Origin of the sequence: Labilithrix sp. (assembly GCA_019637155.1) — a bacterium.
GTDB lineage: Bacteria > Myxococcota_A > Polyangia > Polyangiales > Polyangiaceae > Labilithrix.
In genome coordinates this window covers 212,697-229,258 of the sequence record JAHBWE010000010.1, presented here as the reverse complement: position 1 = coordinate 229,258, position 16,562 = coordinate 212,697, and the positions used below count along the sequence as shown (strand labels likewise).

At 71.4% G+C, this 16,562-nt stretch carries 14 protein-coding genes; 4 read left to right on the top strand and 10 right to left on the bottom strand.

The genetic code is table 11. The annotated features are described in order from the left end of the window. Positions 1 to 158 precede the first annotated feature (158 nt). The 3 genes from KF837_22425 (at position 159) to KF837_22415 (ending at position 2,404) form a co-directional block, all read left to right on the top strand. Complete coding sequence (locus KF837_22425; protein ID MBX3230095.1) at positions 159 to 1,106, top strand: D-glycerate dehydrogenase; 948 nt, start codon at positions 159 to 161, stop codon at positions 1,104 to 1,106. A 108-nt stretch (positions 1,107 to 1,214) separates the two neighbouring features. Continuing rightward, positions 1,215 to 1,670, top strand: coding sequence for a CoA-binding protein (locus KF837_22420; protein MBX3230094.1), 456 nt, complete (start codon positions 1,215 to 1,217; stop codon positions 1,668 to 1,670). Beyond that, positions 1,667 to 2,404 (top strand): formylglycine-generating enzyme family protein, encoded by a 738-nt coding sequence (locus KF837_22415; protein MBX3230093.1) that lies wholly within the window; start codon positions 1,667 to 1,669, stop codon positions 2,402 to 2,404. Before KF837_22420 ends, KF837_22415 begins: the two co-directional genes overlap by 4 nt. Here the strand turns inward: KF837_22415 and KF837_22410 are convergent. The 8 genes from KF837_22410 to KF837_22375 are packed head-to-tail and all read right to left on the bottom strand — an operon-like array spanning position 2,380 to position 12,721. After that, a complete protein-coding gene (locus KF837_22410; protein MBX3230092.1) occupies positions 2,380 to 3,393 on the bottom strand; it encodes a GNAT family N-acetyltransferase in 1,014 nt (337 codons plus the stop codon). The genes KF837_22415 and KF837_22410 overlap by 25 nt on opposite strands. Positions 3,394 to 3,402: 9 nt before the next feature. After that, the gene (locus tag KF837_22405; GenBank protein MBX3230091.1) at positions 3,403 to 4,800 is read right to left on the bottom strand and encodes an ATP-grasp domain-containing protein; all 1,398 of its coding nucleotides are present in this window, start codon (positions 4,798 to 4,800) and stop codon (positions 3,403 to 3,405) included. Between the two features lie 24 nt (positions 4,801 to 4,824). After that, the gene (locus tag KF837_22400) at positions 4,825 to 5,556 is read right to left on the bottom strand and encodes a hypothetical protein (protein MBX3230090.1); all 732 of its coding nucleotides are present in this window, start codon (positions 5,554 to 5,556) and stop codon (positions 4,825 to 4,827) included. 43 nt (positions 5,557 to 5,599) lie between these two features. Then, a complete protein-coding gene (locus KF837_22395; protein ID MBX3230089.1) occupies positions 5,600 to 5,836 on the bottom strand; it encodes a hypothetical protein in 237 nt (78 codons plus the stop codon). 59 nt (positions 5,837 to 5,895) lie between these two features. After that, the gene (locus KF837_22390; GenBank protein ID MBX3230088.1) at positions 5,896 to 6,891 is read right to left on the bottom strand and encodes a GGDEF domain-containing protein; all 996 of its coding nucleotides are present in this window, start codon (positions 6,889 to 6,891) and stop codon (positions 5,896 to 5,898) included. A gap of 11 nt (positions 6,892 to 6,902) precedes the next feature. After that, positions 6,903 to 10,385: an error-prone DNA polymerase gene (locus KF837_22385; protein MBX3230087.1), complete on the bottom strand. Its 3,483-nt coding sequence runs from the start codon at positions 10,383 to 10,385 to the stop codon at positions 6,903 to 6,905. Positions 10,386 to 10,433: 48 nt separating this feature from the next. Beyond that, positions 10,434 to 12,065: a DNA polymerase Y family protein gene (locus KF837_22380; protein MBX3230086.1), complete on the bottom strand. Its 1,632-nt coding sequence runs from the start codon at positions 12,063 to 12,065 to the stop codon at positions 10,434 to 10,436. A gap of 2 nt (positions 12,066 to 12,067) precedes the next feature. Further along, entirely contained in the window at positions 12,068 to 12,721 is a 654-nt protein-coding gene (locus KF837_22375; GenBank protein MBX3230085.1) for a hypothetical protein, read from the bottom strand. 197 nt (positions 12,722 to 12,918) lie between these two features. Between KF837_22375 and larE the strand changes: the two genes are divergently transcribed. Further along, complete coding sequence (larE, locus tag KF837_22370) at positions 12,919 to 13,731, top strand: ATP-dependent sacrificial sulfur transferase LarE (GenBank protein ID MBX3230084.1); 813 nt, start codon at positions 12,919 to 12,921, stop codon at positions 13,729 to 13,731. Between the two features lie 26 nt (positions 13,732 to 13,757). Here the strand turns inward: larE and KF837_22365 are convergent, their stop codons facing one another. After that, a complete protein-coding gene (locus KF837_22365) occupies positions 13,758 to 14,780 on the bottom strand; it encodes a hypothetical protein (protein ID MBX3230083.1) in 1,023 nt (340 codons plus the stop codon). Further along, positions 14,777 to 16,555, bottom strand: a complete 1,779-nt coding sequence (locus KF837_22360) for a serine/threonine protein kinase (protein ID MBX3230082.1) — start codon at positions 16,553 to 16,555, stop codon at positions 14,777 to 14,779. Before KF837_22360 ends, KF837_22365 begins: the two co-directional genes overlap by 4 nt. Between the last annotated feature and the right edge of the window lie 7 nt (positions 16,556 to 16,562).

Below are 16,562 nucleotides of genomic sequence, written 5' to 3'. Positions count from 1 at the left end.
CTCCACCTGCTCGGCACGACCGCGTCGATCCGGCCGAGACCCGAAGCTCCGTTTCGACGCACGTGCGCAACAAATAGTCATTTAACGTATAGTTTTTTTCGAAGGGAGACGTTCGATATTCCTTCCCGGCTCTCCTTCCGAGACGAGATCCTTCTTCCATGGGATCCCGTGAGCGTGTCGTCGTCAGCGGGGACTTGCCGGGAGACGCCGTGCCGGTCCTCTCCGAGTCGTTCGCGGTCGACGTCGCGCCGTCGATCGCGGAGGCCGATCTCGCCGGCGCCTCCGGGCTGCTCTCGCTCGTGACCGATCGCATCGACGCGTCGGTGCTCGCGCGGGCGCCGGCGCTGAAGGTGGTGGCGAACGTCGCGGTCGGGGTGGACAACGTCGACCTCGCGGCGTGCGCGGCGCGCGGCGTGGTCGTCACGAACACGCCCGACGTCCTCACCGAAGCGACGGCGGACCTCGCGTTCGGGCTCCTCCTCGACGCCGCGCGGCGCATCAGCGAGGGCGACCGCCTCATGCGCGCGGGCGGCTGGAAGGCGTGGACGCCGACGTTCCACCTCGGCGCGAAGGTGCACGGGATGAAGCTCGGCGTCGTCGGCTTCGGCCGCATCGGGATGGCGATGGCCCGCCGCGCGCGCGGCTTCGGGATGCATGTGGGATACACGCAGCGACGGCGCGTCCCCGAGAACCTCGAGCGCGTGCTCGGCGCGACGTTCGTGCCGGACCTCGACGAGCTGTGCGCGACGTCGGACGCGATCACGATCCATTGCCCGCTCACGCCGGAGACGCGCGGCCTCTTCGACGCGGCGCGCCTCGCGCGGATGCGGCCGGGATCGGTCCTCGTGAACACCGCGCGCGGGCCGATCGTGGACGAAGCGGCGCTCGCGAAGGCGCTCCGCGACGGACCGCTCGCGGCGGCGGGCCTCGACGTGTACGCCGACGAGCCGCGCGTGCATCCGGACCTCCTCGCGCGCGAGGACGTCGTGCTGGCGCCGCACATCGGCAGCGCCGAGCGCGAGACGCGCGAGAAGATGGCGGCGACGGCGGCCGCGAACGTGATCGCGGTCCTTCACGGAAAAGCGCCCCTGACGCCGGTGCGATGAGGAAATGGGCCGCCGGGGTCGCGATGCCCCCGATCGTCGCGATGTACGCGCAGGCTGCGGCGACGGAGGGCAAGGGCTTCCCGAACGTGCGGGGATAACATTGACGACGTGGACCTCGAGTTGCTCGACGTCACCGGGATGGAGCGCGTTCTCGCGACGTCGCGCACCGTCGCGGTCTTGGGAATCAAGCCCGACTCCCGACGACAGCTCGATGCCCACCAGATCCCGCTTTACCTCCAGAAGGTCGGTTACACGATCGTGCCCGTGCCGATTCGGTATCCCGAGGCGACGGAGATCCTCGGCGTGCGGGTCTGCCGCAGCCTCACGGAGATCATATCGCCGATCGACGTGTTGAGCATTTTTGTCAAGAACGATGATTTCGCTATTTACGTCGACGACGTGATTGCCGTTCGACCCGGGGTGGTCTGGTTTCAGTCGGGGCTCCTTCGTCCGTCGTTCGCGGAGCGCCTCGCCTCTGCGGGGATTCCGATCGCGGAGGACTGCATCGGTTGCCGTCGCGCCTCGCTCGACCCTTCATGGGCGCCGCTTCGTGGGCAGCGATGAGTCGTCTCGTCGGTGTCGAAGGAGGCGTGTTCACGATGGGCCACGCGGACATCCAAGAGTCCGAGGCGCCGAACCCTCCACACGTCGTCGAGCTCTCGCCGTTTTCGATCGGCGTCTATCCGGTGACGAACGCGGAGTATCGCACCTTCATCGAGGCGACGGGCGCGACGCCGGCGGCGGAGCATCTTCACCCGCTCTTCGGCGCGCCCGAGCGTCCCGTCGTTGGCGTCGGATGGGCCGAAGCGCAGCGCTATTGCGTGTGGGCGGGAGGCTCGTTGCCGACAGAGGCGCAATGGGAGCTCGCCGCGCGCGGTTTCGACGGGCGGCGCTACCCGTGGGGTGACGAGCTGCCCGACGAGTCGCGCGCGTGCTTCGCCGAGGACTGGAGCTCCGGCGGCCCCTCCGTCGTGGGAGCGTACCCGCTGGGCGTGAGCCCGTTCGGCTGCCACGACATGGCCGGCAACGTTTGGGAGTGGTGCCTGGACGTCTTCGTGCCCAACGCCCACCTCGAACGCGTGAAGGCCGGCCTCGATCCGTGCGTCACGGGCGCGGGCCGGGTGCGTCCGCTGCGCGGTGGATGCTGGCGCAGCATCGACTGCAAGCTGCAGGCAGCGTACCGAAACTGGTCGCACGAGGCCGCTCGCCACACCACGATGGGCTTTCGCCTCTGCGTCCCTGCAAACGACGCCGCGACGCTCGGCGACGCGGCTCAGCGCGGGGCGAAGCGGGCGTAGATGGCGGTGTCGGAGTAGGCGCCGTCGTGGAAGACGTTGTCGCGGAGGACGCCTTCGCGGACGAAGCCGAGGGTCTCGGCGAGGTGGATCGAAGGGTGGTTCTTCGGATCGATCTCCGCCTGGATGCGATGAAGGCCCAGCTTGCCGAACGCGTGCTCGATCACGCGCGCGGCGGCCTCGCTCATCAGGTGCTTGCCCCACTCGTCGCGGCGGAGCTCGAACGAGATCGACGAGCAGCGGTTCGCCGCGTCGAAGCGCGGGAGTCCGACGATGCCGAGCAACATGTCGTCGGGTACGCGCGTGAGCGCCCACGCGGGCTGGTTCGACTCGAGCACGCGCGCGAGCGCGCTCTGCGCCTCGTCCACGCTCGCGGGCGCCCTGCGCAGGAGGAAACGCGCGACCTCGGGGTCCCTCCGCAGCTCGTAGTACGCCTGCGCATCCTCGAGCCGCACCGGGCGCAGGCGCAGGCGCTCGGTGACGAGCACGGCCTGCGGCCGCGTCGGACGCGCCGGCTTGCCGTCGTGGGCGCCGAGCGGGCGCTTCGGCGCGTCCTTCCAGTCGCGCTCGCCGAGGATCTCCTGATGCGCGGGGTGGAGCGGGTAGTAGACCGCGTGCGTGGGCTTCGAGCGCTCGCCGATCGAGAGGAGACGCACCGGCTGATCGGTGTCGTTGATGAACGTGTGCGCGATGCCGGTCGCGCACGGGAAGCCGACGCCGTCGCCCGGCTCGAGGCGATGGAGCTCCCCGTCGATCCACACGTCGGGCGTGCCCTGGAGCACGAACACGAGCTCCTCCTCGTCGCGCTCGGCGTGCGGCCAGGACGAGCGGCGGCCCGGCAGGAGCGTCTCGTGATGGACGCCGATGCGGAGGAGCCCCGTCGCGCGGCCGATCGGCGAGCCGATCGTGAAGCGCTCCTCGCTCCCGGGATACCCCGCCTCGTCGGGTCCGATGACGTCGCGCCAGTGCTTGATGAACGGCGGGCGGCTCATCCCGCCATTCTATGCGCGCTTCGCGAGGATCTCGGCGAACTTCGTGTCGTACTGACCGGCCCTGAGCTCGTCGCTCGCGAGCGTCTTGCGGAGGAACGCGAGGTTCGTCGTCGCCGGCGCGATGGTGGTGCCCTCGAGCGCGCGATCGAGCTCGGCGATCGCGGCGGCGCGCGTCTCGCCCCAGGCGACGAGCTTCGCGATCATCGGATCGTAGTAGGGCGTGACCTTGTTTCCGGCCTTCACCCCGGACTCCACCCGCAGCGTCTTCGTCTGCACCTCCCCCGCCCCGCCGGCCCACTCGAGCGTGTCGATCGGGCCCGGCTTCGGGATGAAGCCCTTGCTCGGATCCTCGGCGTAGATGCGCGCCTCGATCGCGTGGCCGTTCGGCTTCACGCTCGAGAGGTCGGGGAGCTTCTCCCCCGCCGCGACGCGGAGCTGGAGCTCGACGAGATCGAGCCCGGTGACCATCTCGGTGACGGGGTGCTCGACTTGGAGGCGCGCGTTGACCTCGAGGAAGTAGAGGTTGCCCTCCGCGTCGGCGATGAACTCGCACGTCCCCGCGCCGCGATAGCCGACCTTCGTCACGACGCGGAGCGCGGCCGCGTAGAGGTCCTGCCGCCGCTTCTCGCCCGCGGCGCCCTCGAAGAACGCGGCCGGAGACGGCGACTCCTCGAGGATCTTCTGGTGCCGGCGCTGGAGCGAGCACTCGCGCTCGCCCAGCGCGAAGGCCTGCCCGTGGTCGTCGCAGAAGACCTGCACCTCGATGTGGCGCGGCTGCGAGACGTAGCGCTCGAGGTAGACGCGCTCGTCGGCGAAGCTCGCCTTCCCGCGATCGGAGCACGACTTGAGCGCGCGCTCCATTCCGCCCTCGTCTTGCACGACCTGCATGCCGATGCCGCCGCCGCCGCCGACCGCCTTCACCACGACCGGGTAGCCGACCTTCGCCGCGATCGCCTTCGCGTTCGCGACGCCCTCCGGCGTGTCGATCGCGATCGGCTCGTCGGTGCCGGGGACCGGGCTCGTGCCGGCGGAGAGCGCGACGTGGCGCGCCTTCATCTTGTCGCCGAACGCGTCGAGGTTGTCGGGCGTCGCGCCGATGAACACCGCGCCGGCCTCCGCGACCGCGCGCGCGAACGCGGACTTCTCGCTGAGGAAGCCGTAGCCCGGGTGCACCGCCTTCGCGCCCGTCTTCTTCAGCACGTCGATGATCTTGGCGACGTCGAGGTACGAGTCCTTCGCCGGCGCGGGACCGATCGCGACCGCCTCGTCCGCGTCCGTCACGAACGGCGCCTCCGCGTCGGCCTCGGAGTAGACCGCCACCGTCGCGATCCCGAGACGCTTGCAGGTACGGATGACGCGGCGAGCGATCTCGCCGCGGTTCACGACGAGCACTTTCTCGAAGGGCATGCGCCCTCGTTAGCACAGCTCGCTTCAGTTGGTCCCCTCGATGAGGCGCAGCCGATCGACGTCGTAGTTGACGCGACCGATCATCGTGCACGCCTGCGTGCGATCGGGATGAAGCGCGACGAGGTCGAACGCGCAGAGGCGCTCGCGCGCAGGCCGGACTTTCTCATCGACCTCGTCGAAGCAGGAGACGCGACCGAAGTCGACGCCGAGGATCGACACGGTCTCGAGCCAGCGCACGAAGGCGGCCGGCGCGATGTCCTCGCTCGCCGGCGCGTGCTCGGCCACGCGCGCGAAGAAGAAGCTCGCCTCCTCGAAGCGGCGATGCTCGAAGTGGAGCCGCGCGAGGCGGAAGGTGATGACGTCGTCCTCGGGGTGAGCGCAGACCCAGCTCGTCAGCGCCGAGACCGCCTCGATCTGCTCCGGCACGAGGTCCATCGGGATGAGCTGCCGCCGCCGCTCCTCGGCGAGCTCGTTCGAGCTCTTGGCGCGCGACGCGGGCTCCTCGGCCTTCGGCGGGCGCGCGACGACGGCGCGGTCGGACGCGTCGAGCGCCGCCAGCACCTCTGCGTGCGTGAGCACCCGCGTGACGGAGCAGTCGGCGACGCGCGCCCTCACCTCGGGCGCGAGGCAGCGCTCGGGCGCGGGCGGCGGCGGCGTCTCGTGACGCATCGTCTGCACGACGCCCGGCTCCGGCGGCGCCGGAGGACGCGCCGCGCAGCCGGCGGCGAAGAGACCGAACGCAACGAGCGCGCGCACGGCGCGATGGACGCAGGGCGTCGCCCTTCCCTTGGGTCGCCGGTCAACGGAGCGGGATCGGATCGACGACGCCGATCAGCGACGCGAGGCCGTAGAGGATCGTCCCGACGCCGGTGACCACGTAGAAGCAGAGGAAGAAGTGGAACGCGATCGGGTTCTCGTGGCGGTTCGGGCGGTACGCCTGGAAGCCCTTGCTCCCGGCGGGGAGCTCGCCGGAGCGATGGCCGCGCCAGGCGACGACGAGGAACACGACCCCGAAGAGCATCACGAGCGCCGCCATACGAGAATGGTGACCGGCCCTCGCCGCAAAGGGAAGCCGTACGTGGCGGACGCGTCGCGTCAGTCGGTGCGCGCGACGACGACGCGGTTTCGGCCCTGGCGCTTCGCCTCGTACATCGCGTGGTCGGCGCGGCGCTCGAGCTGGTCGGGGGTCTCGCGCGAGTCCCACGTCGCGACGCCGATCGACACGGTCTGGCGGATGCGCAGGCCGCCCTCGACCTCGAGGTCCTCCGCCGCGAGCGTCTGCTGGATGCGGGTGCCCGTGGCGAGGGCCTGGGTCGCGCTCGTCTGCGGCATCACGAGGACGAACTCCTCGCCGCCGCGGCGGATGAGGACGTCGACGCGGCGGACCGCCTTCCGCACGCGGTCCGCGAACATGCGGAGCACGATGTCGCCGATCGCGTGTCCGAACTTGTCGTTCACCGACTTGAAGTGATCGAGGTCCATGTAGAGGAGGCTCACCTCCCCGCCCGATCGCCCCGCGCGCTCCATCTCCTCGACGATGCGCGGGTTCAGGTAGCGATGGTTGAACGCCATCGTCGTGTCGTCGAACATCGCGAGCCGCCGCAGCCGCGCGCGCTCGATCGGCGGCGCGGAGCAGTTCGCGAGCAGCCGCAGCACGAGCTGATCCGACTCGCTGAACGCATCGCCCTTCGCCGACGTCACCGCGAGCACGCCGATCACGTCGCCGCTCGACCAGAGCGGCTCCGCCATGATCGAGCGGACGTCGAAGCCCTGTTGCTTCCCGCTCACCCAGCGCGGATCGGCGCTCACGTCCCCGACCCGCACCGGCTGGGCGCTGTCGACGACCCAACCGAGGATCCCCTCTCCGCGCTTGAAGTCCATCGGCCGATCGCTCTCCCCCGCCCCGGAGCGCGCGCCCGAGAGGAGCATCGACCGCGAAGGATCGAGCAGGCGCACGCTCGCGTGCTCGGCGGGGAGCATCTCGCGCGACGCGTCGGTCACGGCTTTGAGGAAGTCCTCGAGCGGACGGTCGTCGGTGAGCTGCGCGGTGAGCTGCAGCAAGATCTCGAGAATCGTCTCTGCGCCCCGCACCAGGTCTCATTCTAATGGAAATCGCGGCTCATGCTCGCGAGCTTCGGGAGCTCCTCGTCGAAAGCCTCGAGGTGCTCGGCGACGACGTAGAGGACGCTCTGCGGCACGTTCGGGTCGGGGGGGCGGAGCCCCTTCGGATCGTCGCTCCGCTCGATCTTTCCGTGCACGATCAACACCTTCGAGGTCGTCGCGACGAGGCGGTATTTCTCGAAGACCCGGGGCCACAGGACGAGGTTCAAGAAGCCGTGCTCGTCCTCCATCGTCACGAAGACGACACCGCTCGCGGTCCCCGGCCGTTGCCGGCACGTGACGAGGCCGGCCACCTTCACGCGGGTGCCGGCGCGGAGGCCGAGCACGTCGAGGGACGACTTGAACCGCTTCCCGAGCTTGGACCGGAGGAGCTTCAGCGGGTGGTCCGACACGGAGATGCCGGTGCGCTCGTAGTCGAGCACGAGCTGCTCCGCGCGCGTCATCGGCACGAGCTCGGGGCTCCGCTCCTTCTTCGTCGTCCCGACGAACATGTCCTCCGGCCGCGGCGCGACGACGTCCCAGATCGCGCCGCGCCGCCCGCCGTCCGAGAGCGCGTCGAGCGCCCCGGACTCCGCGAGCGCCATCGCCTCCTTCCGATCGAGCCGCGCCCGCGCGAGCACGTCGCCGGCGCTCGCATACGGCCGCCCCGCCTCGATCCGCCGCCCCGCATCCTCGCCGAGCCCGGCGACGACACGCAGCCCGAGCCTTAGTTTGGTGCTCTCAACGTCAGGGGCTTCGCCCCCGACACCCCCACCCCAGACACGGCCCTCGCGCGGAGCGCTCGGGGCGCTTCGCGCCCGCATTCGCGGCCGCTTCTGGGGCCCCTCGTTTAGGTCAGGACCCTCGCAGGTGCAGTTCCAAACGCTCTTGTTGATGTCGACCGGGAGGAGCTCTACGCCGTGTCGCTGGGCGTCCTGCAAGATGGTCGAGGGTGAATAGAAGCCCATCGGCTGGCTGTTGATCAGCGCCGCCGCGAACTCGGCCGGGTAATAGAGCTTCAGCCAGGAGCTCGAGTAGACGAGCAGGGAAAAGCTACAACTGTGTGATTCAGGGAATCCGTATTCGGCGAAGCCATGGATCTGCTGGTAGAGGCGCTCGCCGAACTCCTCGGGGATGCCGCGCTCGCGGAAGCCCTGGAGGAGGCGCTCGCGGTGGCGTTCCAGGTTGCCGTTCTTGCGCCAGGCGGCCATGTCGCGGCGGAGGCGGTCGGCCTCGCCGCCCGAGTAGCCCGCGCCCACGATCGCGATCTGCATCACCTGCTCCTGGAAGAGCGGGACGCCGAGCGTGCGCTCGAGGATCGGCGCCAGGATCGGATGCGGCGGCTTCACCTCCTCTTCGCCGCAGCGGCGGCGGAGGTACGGGTGCACCATCCCGCCCTGGATCGGGCCCGGGCGCACGATCGCGACCTCGATGACCAGGTCGTAGAACTCGCGCGGCTTGAGGCGCGGGAGCATCGCCATCTGCGCGCGGCTCTCGATCTGGAACACGCCGACCGTGTCCGCGTTGCAGAGCGCGTCGAAGACCTTCGGGTCCTCCGGCGGGATGTGCGCGAGCCGCTCGATCGCGCTCTTCGCGAGGAGCGGGGGGGCGGCGTAGCCCGGCGTGACCTCCGCGACGCCGCGCACGAGGTCGAGGCACTTGCGGATCGCGGTGAGCATGCCGAGGCCGAGCACGTCGATCTTGAAGAAGCCGAGCGTGTCGATGTCGTCCTTGTCCCACGGGATGATCGTGCGCTTGTCCATCGTCGCCGGCTCGATCGGAGCGACGGCGGACAGCGGCTTCGCGGAGAGGACGAAGCCGCCGACGTGGATCGAGAGATGGCGCGGGAAACCCTGGACGGCGCGGGCCATGACGATGACCTGACGGACCCGCGGGTCGTCCGCCGAGAAGCCGATCGCCTTGAGCCGCGACTCGCTCACCGCCGAGATGCCGTCCCACCACGTGACGACGCCGGCGAGGCGGTCGATCTGCTCGAGCGAGAAGCCGAACGCCTTCCCCACCTCGCGGAGCGCGCTCTTCGAGCGGTACGAGACGATCTCGCAGACCATCGCCGCGCGGTCGCGGCCGTACGTCTCGTAGATCTCCTGGATGACCTCCTCCCGCCGCTCGTGCTCGAAGTCGACGTCGATGTCCGGCGGCTCGCGGCGCTCGGCGGAGAGGAACCGCTCGAAGAGGAGGTTCGAGCGCGCGGGGTCGACCGCGGTGATGCCGAGGCAGAAGCACACCGCGCTGTTCGCGGCGCTGCCGCGGCCCTGACAGAGGATGTCACGGCGGCGCGCCATGTCGACGACGGCGCGAACGGAGAGGAAATACGGCGCGACCGCGAGCTGCGTGATGAGGGTGAGCTCCTTCTCGATCTGCTGCGCGACGTTGGCCGGGATCGCCTCGCCCCACCTCGCGCGCGCGCCGTCGTACGTGAGGCGGCGGAGCGCCTCGTCCGCCGTCTCGCCGACGCGGCCGTCGGGGTGCCGGAAGTCGCGATGGACGAGGTCCGTGATCTCGTACGGGAAGTCGTATTTCAGCTCCTTCAGCGAGAAGGTGCAGCGATCGGCGACGAAGCGCGCGCGCGCGAGCCACTCGGGATGGAGCGAGAAGAGGCGCGTCATCTCCTCTTCGTTCTTGAGGTGCGCCTCGGCGTTGGGTCCGAGCTCGCGGCCCGCTTCGTCGAGCGTCTTGCCCTCGCGGATGCAGTGGAGGACGTCGAGGATCGGCTTGTCTTGCGGGCGCGCGTAGAGCACGCGGTTCGTCGCGCAGATCGGGAGGCCGTGCGTGCGCGCGGCCGCCTCGGCGCGCATCACGCGGACGCGGTCTTCGCCGTCCTTGTGGAGGTGCACCGCGATGGAGAGGCGCGCCCCGAACGCGCGGATCGCCTCGCGGCCGGCGGGCTCGTCGAGGAGCGCGGCGTCGGCGAGCGCCCACAGCCCCGCCGCGTGCCTCGAGACGTACGAGAGCGGGAGGCCGGCGAACGTGTTCTTCGGGAGATCCTCTTCGTCGAGGCCGTCCGTCCTTCGCAGCGGCAGGTTCTTCGGATGACGCGCGTGGCTCTCGGTGAGGATCTTGCACAGGTTCGCGTAGCCCTCGCGGCTCTCGACGAAGACCGTGATCGTGGTGGGCTTGCCCGGGATCTCGGGGACACCTTCGAGGCCCTCGCGCTCGAGCGTGAGCTCGCAGCCGACGACGAGGCGGATCCCCTGCTTCTGCGCCTCTTCGTGCGCGCGCACGACGCCGTAGAGGCCGTCGCGATCGGCGATCCCGATCGCGTCGTACCCGAGCTCCGCCGCGCGGAAGACCATGCGCTCCGGCGGCGTCGCGCCCGAGAGGAAGCTGAAATTCGTGCGCGCCGTGAGCTCGACGTAGCGGCTCGTGCGCGCCGCGATCGACGCGCGGAGCTGCGCGAGCTCCGTCGCGATCGCGGGGTGCGGGCTCGCGGCGCGCTCCGAGGTGCCCGCGTCCTCGTAGGGCATGCGGCTCGACGAATCGATGCGGATGCGCGACGACACGGCGAGCGCTCCTCAGTCGAACCAGCCGCGGACGCGCATCGCCCCCGAGGCGCGGTCGATCTCGACGAACGCCGCGCCGTCGTCGGTCCACGCCTGCACGTAGTCGACGGGACGACGGGCCTCGCCGTCCTTCTGCGGCGCGGTCTTCCACCACTCGATCGCCTCCACCCGCGAGAGGTGCCTGAGGACGCGCGCGTCCTCCTTCGCGATCGGGCGCGGCTCGGCGAGGAGGCGCGTCGGCTCCGGCACGCTCGCGAGCATCTTGCGCCGCTTCTTCGGGCTCCGCGCGAGCGCGAGGCTCGCCGCCGCCTTCGCCTCGCTCGACCCGAACGGCACGAGGCGCGAGCGGCCGTCCGGCGACCAGCTGTCGCCCACCGTGAGGACGGAGACCGCCTCGGCGCCGAGGTCCGAGACGAGCTCGCCGACGAGCCGCGGCAGCGCGCGCTCCGCCTTCGGCTGCGGCTCGAAGAGCGAGAGCGCCGCCGCGCGCCGCGGCACGAGCACGGGCGCACGCAGACGCGCCGCGAGGACGGGCGCCGCGAGGACGAGCCGCTCGATCTTGGGGCGGAGCGCGGCGAGGAGATCGCCCGCGCCGGAGAGCGGGGCGGGCAGATCGAGCGCGACGACGGCGCGATCGGCGCCGGCGTCGTTCGCGGCGACCATCGCGGCGTCGAGCTTCAGCTCGAGCTCGACGCGCGCGGCGGCGACGGCGCGGCCCTGGAGGCGTGCGGCGAGGCGATCGCACAGCGTCTTCGCGACGAACGTGAGCGCCTGCGTCCCCTCGATGCCGTACTCGAGCGTCGCCTCCTCCTCCGGGACCTCGGGCGGGACGTACGCGTGGAGCGGCGCGCGGTCCTCGCCGGCGGCGAGGGAGAGCACCTCACGCGCACGTGGACCGAGGCGCGCGGCGAGCCCGTCCTTCGGCAGCGCGCGGAGCCCTTCGATCGTGCGGACGCCGAGCTTCGCGAGCCACCGCACGTCCTCCGGCGCGAGCGGCAGCGCCGAGATCGGCAGCGGCGCGATCGCGATCGCGTTCTCTCCCGGCGGCACCACGAGCGGCTCGAAGACCGGGAGCGCTCCTCTCGAACGCGGGCGGCTCTTCGCTTTCTCCCACGCGGTCGCGGCGGACTCCGCGACCGCGCTCGCGAGCATCGCCGCGACGCGCGGGCCGTCCGCCACCGCGACGAAGCACACGTGCCCGAGCGACGAGACCGCGCCCGCGAGCCGCGACGCGAGGAGGTGCTCTCCTTCGAGGGTGCTCCCGCTTCGAGCGTGCAGGTGCGCGCAGCCCGTGACGTCGATCCATACGAGGTCGCGCGGGTCGCCGGCGAACGACACCGTGGCGCCGAACGCGAGGCCGACCTCGGCGATGCGGGCGAGCATGTCCTTCACCGCGTCGGGGCGGACGACGCGGACCGCGAGATCGCCCGCGCGCGCGCGGGCCTGCGCGATGGTCTGGCCCGGAGCGACGCCGAGCGCGCGCGCCTCGCGCGACACGACCGAGAGACGCGTGTTGCCGAGCAGATCGCGCTCGGTGAGCGGCGGCGGCGCGACGACGACGGCGACGGGGCCTTCGAGGTCGGGGAACATGCTGCGCACGAGCTCGATCCGGAGCTCGGGCAGGCAGATCGCGGCGACGCGCATGGTCAGCTCGCCAGCCGCACGACGTGATGGGACGACGCGACGCCGCGGCGATCCTTGGCGACGCGCACCGCGATCGCGTCGGGCCGGCGCTCCACCTCGAGGCGCATCGCGACGGGCCACGGCACCGGACGCGCGGCGACGGCGCTCGTCAGCAAGAGCGAGGTGGTCCCGTACTCCTCGGCCGCGAGCGCGAGCTTGCGCGTGACGATGGGTCCTTCACTCAGCGCGTTGCGCGGCACGTCCACCACGACGAGGCCGAACGCGCCGGACGACGCCGTCTTCACGACCGTGCGCGAGAGCGCGCCCACGGGCGGACGCACGACGAGGAGACGATCGAGATCGACCCCAGCCTGGACGAACGCAGGCGCATAGAGCGAGGGCGCCCGCGCGACACGGGCCTTCGAGGCGCCGGCGCTCGTCTGCGGCGTGATCCACGCGCACCACGCGCGCTCGTCCGCCGCCTGCGCCGCGCGCACCGCCGCGAGCGCGATCGTGGTCGCGCCGCCGCGCATCGCGTCGAAGTCCTGCTGGCGGACGGACGACGCGATGCGAGGCACCGACGCGAGCTCGACGACGCCGCGCGGGAGGCCGCGATCCGGCAGCGCTCGCGCGAGCTCGGGCCAGTCGAGCGAGAGGACCGCGCGCGACGGCAGCATCGAGCCCGTCCCGTGGACGATGCCGAGCCGAGCGAGCGTGGTAGCATTCAGTTCGACCAGCGGTAACGCCGACATACTGAACATATAATCAGTATCCGGCAGCCGCGCAAGGTCCGTGGTAAAGACCAATCGTGCTCGATAGTTACGTGCTTCCCAAGGACCCCCGCCTCGACCGCCTCGTCGCGATCGTGGAGGGCATGGGCTCGGCGCTCGTCTGCTACTCGGGCGGGGTCGACAGCGCGTTCGTCCTCGCCGTCGCGCACAAGGTCCTCGGCGACAAGTGCGTCGGGATGACCGCGGTGAGCCCGAGCCTCGCGCCGTTCGAGCTCGAGGACGCCGTGCGCGTCGCGCGGACGATCGGCGCGCGGCACGAGCTCGTCGAGTCGCACGAGATCGAGGACGAGTCGTACGCGAAGAACGACGTCGACCGCTGCTTCCACTGCAAGAGCGAGCTCTATCGCGTCAGCGCGAAGAAGAACGCCGAGTGGGGCCTCGCGCACGTGCTCAACGGCACGAACCTCGACGACCTCGGCGACTACCGCCCCGGCCTCGACGCGGCGAAGGAGGCCGGCGCGCGGAGCCCGCTCGTCGAGGCGGGCCTCTCGAAGAGCGACGTCCGCGCGCTCTCGCAGGCGATCGGCCTCGGCGTCTGGGACAAACCCGCCGCCGCGTGCCTCTCGAGCCGCCTCCCCTACGGCACGCGCGTGACGCGCGAGCGCCTGAAGCAGATCGGCGATCTCGAGGCCGAGCTCCACGCGCTCGGCATCCGCCAGGCGCGCGTGCGCTGGCACGCCTCGCAGAGCGAGAGCGTCGTCGCGGTGAAGGAGGCCGCGATCGCGCGCATCGAGATCGGGCGCGACGAGATGCTGAAGGCCTTCGACGCGCGCGACGCGATCGTCGCCGCGGGCAAGAAGCTCGGCTTCGCCTACGTCACCCTCGACCTCGCCGGCTACCGCACGGGCAGCCACAACGAGGTCCTGACGAAGCGCGCCCTGCCGGTCGTGTCGTAGCCGCTAGAAGCAGTCGGAAGCGGCCGTCAGCCAGGGTGCGTGCTTCGCCATGTGCGCGCGTATTGCTGGACGATCGGGATGCGGAGGAGCGGGTTCGGGTGGCTCTTCAGGAGCGCGATCGGGGACAGCACGCTGAGCGGGCCGCCGCCGCCGGCGGCGCGCTCGAGGCGCGCGAAGTAGTCGAGGAGCGTGACCCCGCCGTACTCCGACCACTCGTACTGCGGGCGGCGCGCGCGGCCCGCGTCGAGCACGTTGTAGACGCCCGACGAGTCGGACGCGCTCTCCTGGAACTGGTTGAACACCGGCACGATGTTCGAGAGGAGCCGCCCCGCGCGCGAGAGGTCCGGCGCGCCGCCGAGGGCCTGGCCCTTCGCGCAGCCGGTGTGCCCGAGGTAGTGATGCGCGAGCTCGTGCCCGAACGTGAACGCGATCACGTCCTGGAAGATCTCCCGCGCGCGCGACCACCGCCGCGGATCGCCGCCGTACTGCTGCGGGATGATCCCGGCGGGGAGGCCCGCGCGCGCCTGCTGGCTCTGCACCAGCTGCGGCAGCACCTGCGCGCAGTAAGCCTCGTACGTCTGCGTGCCGAACAGCTCGTCGGTCGCCTTCGTCTGCGAGATCGCGTCGACCGCCTCGAGGATGCCGGCGGTCGCCGCCATGTAGGGGTTGCCCTTGTCGTCGCAGCCCGCGAAGGCGTTCACCTCCGGCGTCGGATCGACGTTGAGCGGGATGTTCGCCACGAGCGGACGGCTCTGCGCCGGGAGCGCGTTGATGAGCTCCGAGAGGATCATCCTCACCTCTTGCTCCTGCGCGGCCTGCCCGATGAGCGGCGCGAGGAGCGGGCGCTGCTGCGCCGGGACCTGCGGCTGCACGCCGGGAGGCGGCTGCTGCCCCGGCGGCTGCTGCGACGGGTACGGCTGCTGCTGCGGCGGGTAGTAGTAGCCCGGCGGCTGCTGCTGTTGCTGCGGCGTGGTGGAGGCCTGCGCCGATTCGCGGCAGCCGGCGAGGAGGAGGAGAGAAGCGAGCCCGAGATAGCGAAGCGACGTCACGTCCCAGATCTATCAGATGCGGGGCGGATCGACGTCGGGTCGAGCGCCTTGATCGCAGCGAGGAGCGATCGCGCGTCCTGGAAGCGATCGTTCGCCCGCTTCGCCAGCGCGCGCTCGATGATCGTGCGCCACTCCGGCGGCGCGTCGACCGGGACCGCGGCGGCGGCGGGCGCGGCCGAGGGCATGCGGCTCGAGGCGCGCTGCACGCCCGAGTCCGCGCGGATCGCCGCCTCCTCCGCGAGGCGGATCGCGAACGACGACGGCGGGCGCGTACCCGGCGTCCACATGTCGCTCGCGTCGATCGGCGGCGGCTCGCCGACGAGGCACTCGTAGAACACCGCGCCCGCGGCGTAGAGATCGCTCCGCGCGTCGATCTCTCCGCCCGTCTCCTGCTCCGGCGACATGTACCCCGGCGTCCCGAGCGGCGCGCCGATGTTCGTGATCCGCATCTCCTCCCACTCGACGCGCGCGATCCCGAAGTCGAAGACCTTCACCCGCTCGGCGTCGGGCCCCTCCTCCGGATCGGGCACGAGGTAGATGTTCGACGGCTTGAGGTCGCGGTGCACGACGCCGGCGGCGTGGATCGCGACGAGCGCCTCGCAGACCTGCTTCGCGATCGGCAGGAGCTCCTTCGGCGTGAGGCGGACGCGGTATTTGAGGCGCGTCGCGAGCATCTCGCCGCGGAGCAGCTCCATCACGAGGTACGAGGTGCCGTCCGCGAGGTGACCGTGATCGATCACCTCGACGACGTTCGGGTGCCAAGAGAGGCCGAGCGCCTCCGACTCGCGCCGCAGGCGATCCGACGCGGTGACGTCGTGCGCGGTCGCGGCGCGGAGGAGCTTGATCGCGACCGGCATGCCGTCGGCGAGGCGCGTCGCCTCGTAGATGACGCCGCTCGCGCCGGAGCCCATCCGCGCGCCGATGCGGAACTGCCCCGCGATGACGGTGCCCTCGAGGTCGCCGCTCCCGCCGCGCGACGCCTTCTCGCGCAGCGCGAGGCTGCGCTCGAGCGCGCTCACGCGGATCGTCTGCGCGGCCGACTCGATCCGGCGCGCCTCCTTCGACTGGAGGAACGCGAGGACGCCGGCGGAGACGAGCGGCGCGAGCGCGAGCGCGCCGAGGGACGCCGGCGCGGGGTTGACGCCGTAGACGGCCGCGCCCGCGACGCCGCCGCCGACGAGGCCCATGATCGCGCCGCGCTTCGGGGACGGGACGCGCCACGACACCTCGAAGTCCTGCTTCTCGTCGCTCTTCTCGAGCGTCCTCACCTCCCCGCGCGGGTAGCCGAAGAGCGTCGGCACGACCGAGAGCTCGACCGCGCGCGCCTGGGCGAGGAGCCCGTCCTCCTCGAGCGCGGGATCGTGTGTAAGATGCACGCGTCCCTTCCAGTAGCCCGGGCGCGACTCGAGCGTCTCCCAGCGCGTCGTGCGCCCGTGCTCGCTCTCGCCCGCGTCCATGCGCGCGAACGCCTCCTCCGGCGCGCGGATGCCGCGCAGCATGCGCGCCCAGCCGCCGAGGTTGTCGCGCGCGGCGAGGAACGTCGCGCTCTTCTCGATCCCGTCGGGCACGCGCTCGACGAACGCGTCGAGCGCGCTGCGGAGCGCGACGAGCGGGAGGTTCCGCGTCTCGTCCTCGAGGTCGTTCCGCGCGAGCCGCAGCTTCCCGAGCCACGCCTCCGCGGCGGCGGCGCCCTTCTCCGACTCGAGGCACGCGAGCAGCGCCTTGAGGCGCGCGGCGCTCGTGTGCCCGGGCGGAAAGGAGTGACGCGCCTTCAACGATCCG

Excerpts from the sequence above, each read along its gene's own strand:
- KF837_22410 (MBX3230092.1), bottom strand. The coding sequence starts at position 3,393 with ATGAGCCGCCCGCCGTTCATCAAGCACTGGCGCGACGTCATCGGACCC.
- KF837_22415 (MBX3230093.1), top strand. The coding sequence starts at position 1,667 with ATGAGTCGTCTCGTCGGTGTCGAAGGAGGCGTGTTCACGATGGGCCAC.
- KF837_22385 (MBX3230087.1), bottom strand. The coding sequence starts at position 10,385 with ATGCCCTACGAGGACGCGGGCACCTCGGAGCGCGCCGCGAGCCCGCAC.
- KF837_22395 (MBX3230089.1), bottom strand. The coding sequence starts at position 5,836 with ATGGCGGCGCTCGTGATGCTCTTCGGGGTCGTGTTCCTCGTCGTCGCC.
- KF837_22425 (MBX3230095.1), top strand. The coding sequence starts at position 159 with ATGGGATCCCGTGAGCGTGTCGTCGTCAGCGGGGACTTGCCGGGAGAC.
- KF837_22405 (MBX3230091.1), bottom strand. The coding sequence starts at position 4,800 with ATGCCCTTCGAGAAAGTGCTCGTCGTGAACCGCGGCGAGATCGCTCGC.
- KF837_22375 (MBX3230085.1), bottom strand. The coding sequence starts at position 12,721 with ATGCTGCCGTCGCGCGCGGTCCTCTCGCTCGACTGGCCCGAGCTCGCG.
- larE (MBX3230084.1), top strand. The coding sequence starts at position 12,919 with ATGGGCTCGGCGCTCGTCTGCTACTCGGGCGGGGTCGACAGCGCGTTC.
- KF837_22380 (MBX3230086.1), bottom strand. The coding sequence starts at position 12,065 with ATGCGCGTCGCCGCGATCTGCCTGCCCGAGCTCCGGATCGAGCTCGTG.